The sequence below is a fragment of the Terriglobia bacterium genome (assembly GCA_035712365.1).
Lineage (GTDB): Bacteria > Acidobacteriota > Terriglobia > UBA7540 > UBA7540 > SCRD01.
In genome coordinates this window covers 89,212-102,751 of record DASTAW010000021.1, presented here as the reverse complement: position 1 = coordinate 102,751, position 13,540 = coordinate 89,212, and the positions used below count along the sequence as shown (strand labels likewise).

The following is a 13,540-nucleotide window of genomic DNA, read 5'->3' as shown; positions in this document are numbered from 1 at the left end:
GCTTTTCTTGACATTACAGGCAGGTTTCCACAACAATGACGGATTGTCAACCGGCAGACTTGATTCGGAGTGGACCGGGGTCCTCAGAAACTGAAGGCAAGAAAGGCTGCAACCATGCGCTGGAGTCAGGTTTTCATCCCAACGCTTCGTGAAGTTCCGGCTGAGGCCGAAGCCGTGGGCCATCAACTCCTGTTGCGGGCGGGCTACATCCGCCAGGTTGCGGCGGGAGTGTACGCGCATCTGTACCTGGCCCAGCGGTCCTTTCTCAAAATCAAGCGGATCATTCGCGAGGAGATGAACCGGATCGGGGCACAGGAATTCTATCTGCCCGCGCTCAACCCGGCAGAGCTCTGGAAGGAATCCGGCCGCTGGGACTCCGTGGACGTGATGTTCAAATTCAAGGACCGGAACCTCCACGACATGTGTCTTGGCGTGACCCACGAAGAAGAAATGACGAACATTGCGCGAAGCGAGCTGCGATCGTACAAGCAACTACCGCAAATCTGGTACCAGATTCAGGAAAAATTCAGGGACGAGCCGAGGCCCAAGTCCGGCCTGTTGCGTTTGCGTCAGTTCATGATGAAAGATTCCTATTCATTTGACCTCGACGAAGCGGGCCTGGATGCGAGTTACGACAAGCATGTGGATGCTTATCACCGCATTTTCAGGCGCAGCGGCCTGCGATATTTGCATGTGGACGCCTATTCCGGAATGATGGGTGGCAAAGTTTCCAGCGAATTCACCGCGCCGGCCGAGTCGGGCGAAGACTGGATTGCACAAAGTGATTGCGGCTACGCTGCCAACCTCGAGAAGGCCGAAGGGCGCGCCGTTCCCGTCGAAGATCCTGCGGGTGATATGGCTATGGAGTCTTTCCCGACTCCGGGACAGAAAACAATTGATGATCTGGTCAAGTTTACGGGCGAGCCGGCCTCGCGGATGATTAAGACTTTGGTTTACGTTGTCGAGAGTAAACCTATGGTTCTATTGCTGCGCGGCGATCACACGCTGAGCGAAACCAAGCTGGCTTCGGTGCTGGGCACTTCGGTGTTCCGCCCTGCCACGCCAGGGGAAGCGTTTGAACTGCACGGAGCCAACCTGGGGTCGCTGGGGCCGGTGGGAATTAAGGGCGCCAGGATTGTGGCAGACCTTGCACTTGAGTCGCGCCGCGGTTTGATCACTGGGGCGAACCGGGACGACACGCACCTGAAAAACGTCGTGCCGGGCCGAGACTTTGCCGCCGAGTATGCAGATCTGCGCGCGGTCCAGGCTGGGGACCTTTGTATTCAATGCGGCAAACCACTGCGGCTGACCAAGGCAATCGAACTCGGGCACGTTTTCAAGCTCGGACGCCGCTATTCGGAGACCCTGCACGCCACGGTGTTGGACGCGAACGGCAAGGAAGTTCCGCTGGTCATGGGGTCATACGGCATCGGCGTCGAGCGCATCCTCGCCGCTGCTGCGGAACAGAACCACGACGTGGATGGATTGTTCCTGCCGCGGGCCATTGCTCCGTTTGACGTTATTTTGACCGCCGCCAACATGGACGACCCGGGCGTGAGAGCAGGCGCGGAAAATATCTACAAGCAATTGCAGGGGCTTGGCTTGGACGTTCTATTTGATGACCGGGAAGAAAGACCGGGGGTTAAATTCAAGGACGCCGACCTGATTGGCGTGCCGCACCGCATCACGCTGGGCAAGAAAAAGCTTGCCCTTGGCCTGGGCGAAATCTATGATCGCTCGACAAAGCGGGTTCACGATGCTAACCTTGACTCGTTGGCGGTCGCGCTGCGGGAACGCTTAGAGGGCCGGAATTAATGAGGATTGCATAATTGAGTGACGGACTTTCGTAGCGCCGGTCCCGCCAGGCGCGACTGGGCCTCAAAATTGCCGCCGGGACGGCGGCGCTACAAACGACTCGGCCATGGACGCCGCCGTTCGCCAACCACAACCGTGGCCTGAGGACTTTCAGGCGGAAATTTATTCAAGAGCCGAGTCTCTGGGGCTGCCCATGGAACGTCAGGACATAAAGGTTTCAGTCGGCCGAACGATTACGATTGACCTCAGGTATGAGGTTGACGTCAACCTGAGAATCTACACGCTCCCTCTCCATTTCACCCCATCGGCGAAGAACAGCAACACCTAACCCGTGAGCCGCCGCTCGAAGTCATCAATCCGGAAGTCCTTACCGCCCCGAGTGCAGGGCTGGCTATCCCATTTTCAGAGACTGCTTCTGTGGCAAAAGCTGGCGCTGGCCGGCGGAGTGCTGGCGTTGCTCGTTGCCGTGCTGGCTTACACCTACTTTTACGTGCATTTCTCGCACATGATCGACGCCCGGCTCAGCGGAGACGTTTTTAACCACGCTTCCCTGGTGTATGCTGCGCCCACTCCGGTGGAAGTTGGCGAGCGCGCTACTCCGGAAGGGTTTGCGGCCAGGCTGCGAAGGGCGGGTTACACCACGGGCGCCGCAGAGTCGCATTTCGGCAACTACGAAATGGGAGCCAGCCGCCTGGTAGTCAAGCCCGGCCCCGAATCTTTCTTTCATGGCCCGGTAATGCAGGAGGAGCCTGCAACACTGACTTTCAAGGGCGGGCGGCTGGCCTCGATTGCGCCCCTTCAGGGCGGCGCGCCGCTGCGGAATTACTGGCTGGAGCCGGAAGTCATCACCACGCTTTTCGGCAGCAACCGCTCCAAACGCCGGATCGTAAGATACCAGCAGCTTCCCAAAGACCTGGTCGATGCGGTCGTCGCGGCAGAGGACCACACCTTTTTCACGCACCACGGAATCAACCTGCTCCGTATGTTTTCGGCTGCGGTTGCCGATCTGCGCGCAGGCCGGATGGCGGAAGGCGGCAGTACCCTGACGATGCAATTGGCGCGGAATTTTTTCCTGACGCCGCAGCGGACCATCCGCCGCAAGCTGCAGGAAATTTTCCTCGCCATGCTGCTCGAACACAGACTTGGCAAAGAACAGATTTTCGATTTTTACGCCAACGAGATCTACCTGGGGCAGAGCGGAAGTTTTTCGATTTACGGTTTCGGAGAAGCGGCGAATGCCTACTTCAACAAGAACGTCTCTTCCCTGACCCTCCCGGAAGCTGCGCTGCTGGCTGGCATCATCCGCGGCCCCAATTATTATTCCCCGTACCGGCATGAAAAGCGCGCGACGGAGCGCCGCAATCACGTCCTGGACGAGATGGCCTCGGGCGGTTTCATCAGCAAGGCGCAGGCCCGGGAAGCTTCGGCGGCCCCGCTCGGTCTGGCGCCTGAAAACGTGGGAGGCAACCATGCCCCCTATTTCGTGGACATGGTCCAGGATGAGCTTCTTTCCCATTTTTCCGAGCAGCAGTTGCTTTCGCAAAGTTACCGGATCTACACCACGCTCGATCCGGATTTACAGCGCTTGGCCTCGGAAGCGGTTGTTACGGGCATGGAGGAGGTTGACAAGCGGATTTCCAGAATGCGCCACCCTCCACCGCAGCCGCCCAACGGCCCCAAAGAGCCCCAGGCGACACTGGTGGTCCTTGATCCCCACACGGGAGCCATCCGGGCGCTGGTGGGAGGGCGCAACTACGCCCAGAGCCAGTTGGACCACGCGCTGGCACATCGGCAGCCGGGCTCGTCGTTCAAGCCTTTTGTTTATGCCGCAGCCTTGAACTCCGCCATCGATGGCTCTCAGCCACTGGTTACTCCGACCACCCTGTTGATGGATGAACCGACCACGTTCCAGTTCGGCGACCAGGTCTACGAGCCCAGGAACTACAAGGATGAATATATGGGTATGGTTACGGTCCGGGACGCCCTGACCCATTCCTTGAATGTGGCGACGGTGCGGCTGGCGGAGATGGTCGGCTACGAGAAGATCAGGGACCTGGCGATGGCCGCAGGCATTAACCAGTACATCAAAGCGACACCCGCCATTGCGCTCGGGGCCTATGACGTGACACCGTTGGAGATGGCCGGGTCATACACGATTTTTTCCAATTCCGGCGCCTATGAGCAGCCTCGATCAATCCTTCTGGTGAACAGCGCCGACGGCCAGGCGATTTATCGGGTCCCGGAAGTTTCGCGTCAGGTGCTGGACCCCCGCATCAGCTTTTTGATGGTCAGTTTGATGGAAAGCGTGATCAACGAAGGCACCGGAGCGGGCGTCCGGGCGCGAGGATTCGCGCTGCCGGCGGCGGGCAAGACCGGCACTTCGAATTCCTACCGCGACGGCTGGTTTGCGGGATTCACGTCAAATCTTTTGGCGGTGGCCTGGGTGGGTTATGATAATGACCAGGCATTAGACCTGTCGGGCGCTACCTCGGCGCTACCTGTGTGGACGGCATTTATGAAAAACGCCACCAGGCTTCCGGACTATGACGACGTTCAGCCCTTCACTGAACCGCCGGGGATCGTGAGCGTCCCCGTGAATGATCAGGGCCAGCTTATAGCCTCAAACTCTACAGACAAGGTCCATGACGAGTTCTTTATTCAGGGGACCGAGCCCCATTCCGAAAACCCGATTGAACGGATCGGCGGAATCCTGGGACGGATTTTTCATCCGGACAGCAAGTCGGCGGCCCAGGCCGCACAGGGCGTGACGCAAGGGCCGTCCATGCCGCCCTCCGTCCCTCCGCAACCGCCGAATCAGCAGACCGGGCAGGCGGACAATTCCGGCCAATCGCCTCGCCAGACGCAGAAAAAAGGCGGCCTCCTTCACAGGTTTTTTTCCATTTTCAAGAGTGGAGATTCGAAAGAGCAACCGAAACAGCCTTCGACCAGCACGCCGCAGCAATAGGGTGTGGCCACCCGGCGCCGGGAGGGTGAACCATGACACGGGTGAACTCGATTCGAACAATGGGCGCCCTGATTGGGGTCCTGGTCGCGCTGGGCGTTGCGAGTGGCTGGGCGCAGGACCAGCACATCCGGCCGTCAGAGCAATCCGGGAATTTACGGCCGACATCTGAAAAGGGCGTCAACCTTACTGAAGAAGAATGGGGCGACCTCTACATGGCGCGGAAGACCTACGACGCAGCCATTGATCACTATTCCCTAGCTATCAATTCCCACAAGGATTCGCCACAGGACAAGGCAGAAGTTGCTTTGCTCTACAACAAGCTGGGAATCTGCTTCCAGCAGAAGCTCGATTATGGAAAAGCCCGCAAGGCATATGACAATGCAATTCGGATGGACAAAACACTCGCGCAAGCCTGGAATAACCTGGGCACAACTTATTACCTGGACAAGCGCGCGAAGAAGTCCATCAAGTACTATCGCCGGGCCATCAAGCTGAAGCCGGAGGGGCCTTCCTTTCACTTGAACCTGGGGACCGCCTATTTCGCCCGCAAGAAATACCAGGAAGCCTCGAGTGAGTACCGGACGGCGATCCAACTTGATCCTGACGTTCTGACAAGGAGCGCGGGCGCAGGTACAGCAATTGAGACCCGGCATGTTGACGCCAAATACTATTTCTACCTTGCCAAAATCTTCGCCTCGATGGGCAACCCCGTCGAGGCGGTCCGCTATCTCGAGCACGCCATGGAAGAGGGTTTCACGGACCGGAAACGCATTCTTGACGACCCCGATTTCCAGAAGATCAGCAAATACCCCGCATTCATTACTCTGATGAATAACCCTCCCGTTGCAATCAAGGATTGAATTCGGTGCTGCACGGAGGCGGTCTGCGGGCGGAAATGTGCCGGTTGCCTTCGAGCGATGTGTGGCGGATGCTATAATGGCGACCGTTGGTCTGGCTGAGAAACATGAAGCAGTTCTGCATCGGGTCCATCATCTGGTTACTGTTCGCTGGGGTGGCATTGCAAGCCGCGCCGCCGAGAGTGGTCCTGGTGTTCCCGCTAGAAAACATGAGCGGAAACGCAAGCCTGGGGTGGATGTCCGAAGGACTGGCGGAGCTGATAGGAACCCGGTTGTCGTCCTCCTCCCGATGCATTCTTGAGCGCAGCGAACGTAATGACGCCTATGAACAGCTCGGGCTTGCCACTCAGACGCCGCTCACCCTCGCCAGCCAGTACAAAGTAGCCCGCCTGCTGGGCGCCACGGTCGCCGTGGTAGGACACTTTACTCTGGCCGGAGACCAGCTCACGACACAGGCGCAATGGCTTGACGTTCCAAAGCTGACCCTCTCCCACCCTGTTACGGTTGCCGGCAAGCTGACGGACCTGGATGCGCTGGAAACCCGCCTGGCCTGGGAGCTCTTGCGAGCTCAGTCCGGCGAACCGGCGCCGGCGACAGAGGAAGAATTCAGCAACCGGTTTCCTCCGGTCCGCCTGGGCGCTTTTGAGAGCTACATTCGAGGAATGTTATCCACGGACCTCAAGACTCGGGTTAATTTTTTGAGGGAGGCGGACCGTCTCGATCCCCGTGACCACCGAGCTGCGGTTGCGTTGGGAGAGTATTATTTTGACCAGGAGGCTTACGCGGATTCAGCCCGATGGCTTCAACTGGTGAATTCCGGTGACCGCGACTACGCCGAGTCGCTGTTTTTACTGGGCGTTGATGAGTATTCTTTGGGCCACAGCGCGTCTGCGGCGGCTGCTTTTAACAAGCTTTCAGTTATGCTTCCACGGGGTGAAGTTTTCAATAATGTCGGCGTGGTGGAATTCCGCGCAGGCCACTATGACAAGGCCCTGAAGGACTTTGAGCACGCCGTCCAGGGAGACCAGACGGATTCCGATTATGCTTTCAACATGAGTCTGGCCCTCTGGCAGTTGAAAAAATATCAGGCGGCTTCGACTTATCTCCAGAAGGCTCTGGCGCAGGATGGGGATGACCTGGAGACGCACGTCCTTATGGCGCAAGTGGCGGGTGAATTGGGTGAAGCTGAGACCCGCCAGAACGAGCTGGACTGGATTTCCGGGCACAACACGGATTCCTCCGATGATCCTCCGGGAGATCATCAGACAGCACGGCCGGCCCCTGACCCATCGCCGCGAATTGAGAAAGAATACGACGCCAAATCGTTTCATCTGCTCCCGCTCGAGAACGCGCGCGTCGCCCAGGCCAGCAGGGAGAAACTTGCGGCCCCGGAAGTTCCGGCTGCCGGACAAGCCCGCCTGAAGCAGGGTCTCGACCTGCTTGCGGCGGGGAGTTTGTTTGAGGCGGAGCGCGAATTGGTCCAGGCGGTGGTCCTGCTTCCGCATAGCAATGAAGCTCACGAGGCTCTCGGAGAGGCGTATGAACGCGAGGGCAAACACACGCTGGCGGCGGCGGAGTTTGAATCCTCGCTGAAGGAAAAGGATTCATTCGCCGGACATCTGTGGCTGGCGCGGGTCTATGTGTCCCTCGAACATCTGGGACCGGCATTGAACGAGGCCCAGGCCGCTCAGCGGCTCGATCCCGGCAACACCGAGGCCAAAGAACTGGCGGACCGGATCCAGGCGCAATTGTCCGGCCACCGAGACAAACCTTGAGAACGACATTCTCCAAGCCAGCTCTGATGAAAGCGATTCTGCTGACCGCGGCCTTTGCGGTCTCGACGCTCAACGCTGCCCAACCCCCTCCCGTGGTTGTGCAGATCGATTTGGACGGAGTTGTACAGGCCGTGAGCGCGGATTATGTCGTTCGCGGGATCCAATATGCAAACCAGACCGGAGCCAGCGCCATCCTGCTGGTATTGAGCACGCCCGGCGGGCTGGGAGATTCCATGCGTGACATCGTTAGCGCCGTGATGAACTCGCGCGTGCCGGTGATCACTTATGTTTATCCCTCTGGAAGCCGCGCCGCTTCGGCAGGTTTCTTCATTTTGCTCTCGGGCGATATCGCCGTGATGGCCCCCGGGACCAACACAGGAGCTGCGCATCCTGTGATGATCGGCGGAATGGGAGGAGGGAAGACCGAAGAAGCCAAGATCCTGAACGATGCCGCCGCGTTCATGCGTTCGATCGCAGACACGCGGAGGCGGAATGAAAAAATGGCCGAGGATGGCGTCCGGCAGAGCATATCGCTCACCGACCAGGAGGCCCTGAAGAACAATCTCATCAATGCCGTGGCCAGCAGCCCACGCGATATTTTCGATGAGTTTGACGGCAAAACCATCAGGCGCTCGGATGGCTCTCAAACGGTTTTGAAGCTGGCGGGCGCCCGAATTGTTCATTATCAGATGCCCTGGTTCAAACGACTCCTTTCCTGGGTATCGAATCCCAACATTGCATTTATTCTGGGCGCCATCGGCGTGCTGGGTTTGTACGTGGAGTTTACCCATCCCGGCGGAGTTTTGCCGGGGGTGGCGGGCGCCATTGCGCTGGTCCTGTCGCTGTTCGGCTTCCACCTGATGCCGATCAATTATGCAGGCGTCGCGCTCATTCTGATCGGACTGGCGCTGTTTGGGCTTGAGGCGACCTACTCTTCGCACGGCATTCTGGCCACGGGTGGAATTGCCGCCCTGGTTTTCGGCTCGATGATCCTTATCAATTCGCCGTGGCCCGGCGCGCGAATCTCTCTGACCACTATCCTGGGCGTCGCCTTGCCGCTGGCGGCCATCACCATTGTCCTGACCCGCTTCGCATGGAAAGCGATAAAGAGCAAGGCGGTCACGGGTGAAGAGGGCCTGGTGGATTCGATTGGGGTCGCACGTACCGATCTGAACCCGGAGGGCAAGGTGCTGGTTCACGGGGAATTGTGGGATGCGCGGGCTGAACAGCACATTCCGCCCGGCGGCCGTGTCAGGGTTCGAAAAGTCGAGGGGCTTACATTGCATGTTGAGCCTGCGGAAGAATCCCGGTAGACTGTCCAGAACTGGAGCTGATGGCCTGCCCTGACTCTTTGGAGACACGGGCCGCGCCATGGCAGCGGGAACCTTGAGAACAGCCCCTTTTGTTCCGTAGACGAAAGGGAAGGAGGAGAGATGGGCTATATAGTTGCCGCCGTGATCGTTTTCTTCTATGCCGTTTCCTGCTTGACTGTCCTCAGGGAATATGAGAGGGCGGTGGTGTTTCGGCTGGGCCGGGTGCAGCAGCCCGACAAAGGTCCGGGGCTGATCTGGCTCTGGTGGCCTATCGATAAACTCGTCAAGATCTCGCTGCGGATCGAGACCTGGGACGTTTCACCGCAGGACATCATTACGCGCGACAACATCTCCGTGAAGGTCAATGCAGTCCTCTTCTACCGCATTATCAACGCCCAGAAGGCGGTGATCGAGCTGACCAACTTTCGCTATTCCATCGAGCAGCTTGCCGCCACCACGCTGCGGGCGGTGTTGGGCGAGGTCGAGCTTGACGATTTGCTTTCCCAGCGGGAAAAACTGAACCTGCGCCTGCAGAATATTATTGATGAACAGACGGAGGCTTGGGGCATCAAGGTGACCCAGGTCCAGGTGAAACAGGTCGACATTCCGCAGGAGATGCAGCGGGCGATCGCACGGCAAGCCGAGGCAGAACGGGAACGCCGCGCGAAAATCATTAACGCCGATGGAGAATTTCAGGCTTCACAAAAACTTGCGGACGCGGCCAGGATTCTGGCGGTAGAACCTGTCACCATTACCTTGCGGTATCTCCAGACTCTGTCAGAGTTGGGGACGGAGAAGAACACGACAATCGTGTTCCCGATACCCGTGGAGCTTCTGTCCCTCCTGATGCAAAAAGCGAATGTATCGCCGAACGCCCAGAGCTCCGGGGGGATTAAATCAGACGAGTCGTAATTTGCGAGCGGACGGAGAGATATGGTCAAAGCAAATGATTATTTTCGGGATGAGAAAGGCGCCTCGGGCCGCCAGTTGGTTCTGATGTTCCTGGCAGCAGTTGCAGTGTGTGCCGTATTTTTTTCACTCGGCTTTGTGGTGGGATACAATCACGCTCCTTCAAAAGGGGCCCCTGTCGCAGAAAATGTAAGCCCGTCAGGCGACGTCCCTCCCACGTTGAATCACACTGCCGTCGGCTCGGACGCGGCCTCGCCACAGAACGTGCAGACGGAGAGCATCAACCCAATGCCAGCCTCCGTTCTTCCGCCGGAGCATCCTCAACCCTTGACTCCGGAACCCGCAGAGCAGGAACAGTCGCTGGACGTCAATCCTACGAAGAAGGCCGTTCCAAAGACTGTTGTAGCAAAGAGCAAACCCGTCGCGGTCCCGCGGAGCCGGCCAGTGACATCGGCCCCAACCATCTCGAGCTCTCACTTTGCCGTTCAAGTGATGGCGTCAAGGACCCGGTCTGACGCAGAAAACCTTGTTAACCTACTGAAATCCCGAGGCTACCCCGTCTATATTCAAACTCCAGAGCAGGCCCGCAGCCGAGACAAACTTTATCGCGTCCAGGTGGGGCCGTTCGTAACCCGTGTAGCTGCCGACACTACTCGAGACAAACTGGAAGGGGAGGGCTTCCGGCCATTTGTCGTACACTGAGCAGCCCGAGATTGGGCCTGTCACATGCCTCGCCAGAGGCCGACCGTTCTCTGCCCTATCAAACATGTTCCAAATTGGGACACTTTTATTCGGTGGGGAATGATCGGTAGCAACTTATCCCCAGCAATCTGGTTCAAGAAGACTTCGGTTCGATACGCGGCGAGCTGTTTCAGCGGCTTGCTGCTCTTTGCCTGTTTTCCCTTAGTCAACTGGAACAATCTGGTGTGGGTGGCGTGCCTGCCCCTGTTGATGGCGTCCATCGCTGAAAGGCGCTCGTGGCACGGCTTCTGGCTTGGGTATCTGGCGGGCGCCGTCTTCCTTTCGGGTAGCTGCTACTGGTTTGTGGGCGTGATGCAGGGCTATGGCAACCTTAATTCCGTGGTTGCGGCAGGGATCCTTATTCTATTTGTAATTGTATTTTCAACGTTTTATGGTGTTTTTGGGTTGTTGGAAACCACCGTGGCCCGGCGATCGGTTGGTGCGGCGCTGATCCTGAGCCCGTTCCTGTGGGTTGCGTTGGAGCTGGCAAGGACCTATCTGGTTACCGGCTTTCCATGGAATTTGCTTGGATATGCGGTTCGCCCCGAAGGACTGCAGCAGGTGGCATCGGTCACTGCGGTATATGGCCTGTCTTTTCTGGCTGTTGCAACCAGCGCTCTGGTTGTTTGGGCGATGCTGAAGCCCGGTCGGCGAGTGTCCCTGATGACCCTGGCTGTCTGGGTAGCGGTTCTTCTGGCCGGCAACTGGCTGCTCGATCCCCCAACGCCGAGGACTGAGCCCAACCTCGCGCTGCTGGTCCAACCCAACATTCCCTTGGGTGAAGCCGCCATGGATGCCTGGATGCCATGGACGAATCCGGCGCCGCTCGAAAGCCTTGTTTCGGACAGCCTTGAAGCCGTGCGTGAGGCTGGTCCAACGGCTGCAACCCCGCCGCTGCTAGTCTGGCCAGAGACTTCCGCACCATTTCTTTATGGCCGTGACCCAGTCTTTCGCGGAGCGCTCCAGAGCATGGCAAAACAGGCGCGCGCGTACGTCATCAGTGGGACGGTCACCTTTTTAGGGCCGGGTTCTTCGCGGCCACAGAACTCGGCCGTCCTGCTCGGGCCAGGCGGCAATTTACTCCTGCACTATGCTAAAATTCATTTAGTGCCCTTTGGCGAATACGTGCCGTGGTGGGCATTTCCGGGGAAGGTCGGGAAAATCACGGCCGAAGTGGGCGATTTTGTTCCGGGAAAATCCGTTGAGGTGGCCAGGACCCCGGAAGGCGCAATCGGCATTTTCATCTGCTACGAGGCCATTTTCCCCCAGTTGGTGCGGAAATTTGCCGCTAAGGGGGCCGGCGTCCTGGTTAATATTTCTGATGACGGCTGGTATGGCGACTCATCGGCGCCTTTTCAACATTTTGAGATGGCGCGTTTTCGCGCAATCGAGAATGGGCGGTTCGTGCTGCGTGGCACCAACGATGGCATCACGGCAATCATTGACCCTTACGGCAGGGTCCGGAAAGAGATTCCGCGGAAGCAGTTCGGAATCCTGACCGGCCATTTCCGTTACCTGGCGAAGAAGACGTTCTACACCGAATACGGTGACGTTTTTGCCTGGCTGTGTGTTGCGGTGGCGGCGGGAATAATTGTCGCGCTGCTCGCGCTGCCGGGTTTTCGGCGCGCCGAGCCGCCTGGAATCCAGAAGTCTTGAGGAGTAATCGTGATTGAAGAACTGGCGAGAGAATTTGACGAACTAAAGCATCGAGTCCAGGAACTTCGGAGTTTTCTTTGACGCCGCCGGACAACGCCGCGAACTGGAAGCCATCGAGAAGCAGATAGCTCGCCCCAATTTCTGGGAAGACCAGCAGAATTCTCAACCAATCCTCGCGCAACGCAAGCGACTGGAGTCGGCCATTCGCTCGGATGAACGCCTGGGCTCGAAGTTATCTGACCTTGAAGCCTACTTTGAACTGGCCGGGGAAGGCGAGAGCGTGTTGCAGGAGATCCGCGGTGAAATGGACTCTCTGCGCGCCGAGGTGGACCAGTTGGAAACCACCAGCCTTCTGCCCAGTGAAAACGACCAGTTGAACGCTATTGTGACCATCCATCCAGGGGCGGGTGGAACGGAATCGCAGGACTGGGCGGAAATGCTGTTGCGCATGTACCGGCGATGGGCTGAGCGTCACAACTTCAAATTCACGCTGAATGATTACCAGCCCGGCGAAGAAGCGGGGCTGAAGTCAGCAACCTTCACGGTGACGGGCGATTATGCCTACGGCCTGCTGAGCGCGGAGAGCGGCGTGCATCGCCTCGTCCGCATCTCGCCGTTTGACCAGGCTGCGCGCCGGCACACCTCATTCGCGTCGGTGTATGTAAGCCCGGAAATCGACGACACCATCGACGTTGAAATCAAGCCTGATGAATTAAGGGTTGATACGTACCGCTCCTCGGGGAAGGGTGGCCAGCACGTCAACACCACCGATTCCGCCGTGCGCGTTACGCACATTCCCACAGGAATTGTGGCGCAGTGCCAGAACGAGCGGTCGCAGCATCGCAACCGCGAGATGGCCATGAAGTTTCTCCGCTCGCGGCTCTACGCCCTGGAGCTTCAAAGGCGGCGGGAGGCGGCGCAGAAGCTGGAGGATTCCAAGGGCGAAATCGCCTTCGGCAATCAGATTCGTTCCTATGTGCTGCATCCTTATCGGCTGGTGAAGGACCATCGCACCAAGTTTGAGGTCGGCGACACTGACCGCGTACTCGACGGCGATATTGATGCCTTTATCCGGGCCTATCTGACATCGCGGCGGGCCGTGGCAAAGGCGGGGTAGCAGCACTGCGACGCCGGATGTGAGATTGAGCACTTGCTGGTTGTAAAGGTCTGATCGGACGACTAGTCCGAAAAGCGGCGGCCCGCTGCGGTAGATTAAAAAACGGCAGAGAAGGGCGGGAAGCGATCCTGTGAGTAACCTGTCGGCTTTTGGACTTTTCGCAGTGACGGCTATGCTGGTCTGCTACGGGCTCGAGAAGCGGAGCCATTGGTTTATCCTGGCATTTGCCGCTTCGTGCCTGATGGGTTCGATCTATGGATTTCTCCAGGGCGCGTGGCCGTTCGGCATTGTGGAGTCTGTATGGTCGCTGGTTGCCCTGCGGCGCTGGTGGATGGAGAAGGCCTCGACGCTGCTCGATAGCAGCCATAGCTTATCGAGTCCGGCCCGTTGAT

11 protein-coding genes are annotated in these 13,540 nt (G+C 58.2%); all 11 read left to right on the top strand.

The annotated features are described in order from the left end of the window. The first annotated feature begins 114 nt into the window (after positions 1 to 114). On the top strand, positions 115 to 1,815 hold the full coding sequence (locus tag VFQ24_06485; GenBank protein ID HET9177988.1) for a proline--tRNA ligase: 1,701 nt from the start codon (positions 115 to 117) through the stop codon (positions 1,813 to 1,815). A gap of 193 nt (positions 1,816 to 2,008) precedes the next feature. Beyond that, complete coding sequence (locus VFQ24_06480) at positions 2,009 to 2,143, top strand: hypothetical protein (protein ID HET9177987.1); 135 nt, start codon at positions 2,009 to 2,011, stop codon at positions 2,141 to 2,143. 51 nt (positions 2,144 to 2,194) lie between these two features. After that, positions 2,195 to 4,780: a PBP1A family penicillin-binding protein gene (locus VFQ24_06475; GenBank protein HET9177986.1), complete on the top strand. Its 2,586-nt coding sequence runs from the start codon at positions 2,195 to 2,197 to the stop codon at positions 4,778 to 4,780. 32 nt (positions 4,781 to 4,812) lie between these two features. Further along, positions 4,813 to 5,640, top strand: coding sequence for a tetratricopeptide repeat protein (locus VFQ24_06470; protein HET9177985.1), 828 nt, complete (start codon positions 4,813 to 4,815; stop codon positions 5,638 to 5,640). Positions 5,641 to 5,744: 104 nt separating this feature from the next. Next, a complete protein-coding gene (locus VFQ24_06465; protein ID HET9177984.1) occupies positions 5,745 to 7,412 on the top strand; it encodes a tetratricopeptide repeat protein in 1,668 nt (555 codons plus the stop codon). Continuing rightward, a complete protein-coding gene (locus tag VFQ24_06460) occupies positions 7,409 to 8,725 on the top strand; it encodes a nodulation protein NfeD (GenBank protein ID HET9177983.1) in 1,317 nt (438 codons plus the stop codon). The genes VFQ24_06465 and VFQ24_06460 overlap by 4 nt, the downstream gene beginning before the upstream one ends. Positions 8,726 to 8,845: 120 nt before the next feature. Continuing rightward, complete coding sequence (locus VFQ24_06455; GenBank protein HET9177982.1) at positions 8,846 to 9,637, top strand: slipin family protein; 792 nt, start codon at positions 8,846 to 8,848, stop codon at positions 9,635 to 9,637. Between the two features lie 21 nt (positions 9,638 to 9,658). Further along, on the top strand, positions 9,659 to 10,336 hold the full coding sequence (locus VFQ24_06450; GenBank protein HET9177981.1) for an SPOR domain-containing protein: 678 nt from the start codon (positions 9,659 to 9,661) through the stop codon (positions 10,334 to 10,336). A 99-nt stretch (positions 10,337 to 10,435) separates the two neighbouring features. Then, positions 10,436 to 12,031, top strand: coding sequence for an apolipoprotein N-acyltransferase (gene lnt, locus VFQ24_06445; GenBank protein ID HET9177980.1), 1,596 nt, complete (start codon positions 10,436 to 10,438; stop codon positions 12,029 to 12,031). Positions 12,032 to 12,040: 9 nt separating this feature from the next. Then, positions 12,041 to 13,148, top strand: a protein-coding gene (gene prfB / locus VFQ24_06440) for a peptide chain release factor 2 (protein HET9177979.1) whose coding sequence is annotated in 2 segments (ribosomal slippage) — positions 12,041 to 12,109 and positions 12,111 to 13,148 — 1,107 coding nt in all. Because the reading frame shifts where the segments join, the coding sequence is not laid out codon by codon here. A gap of 130 nt (positions 13,149 to 13,278) precedes the next feature. After that, positions 13,279 to 13,539: a hypothetical protein gene (locus VFQ24_06435; protein HET9177978.1), complete on the top strand. Its 261-nt coding sequence runs from the start codon at positions 13,279 to 13,281 to the stop codon at positions 13,537 to 13,539. The last annotated feature ends 1 nt before the right edge of the window (position 13,540 follow it).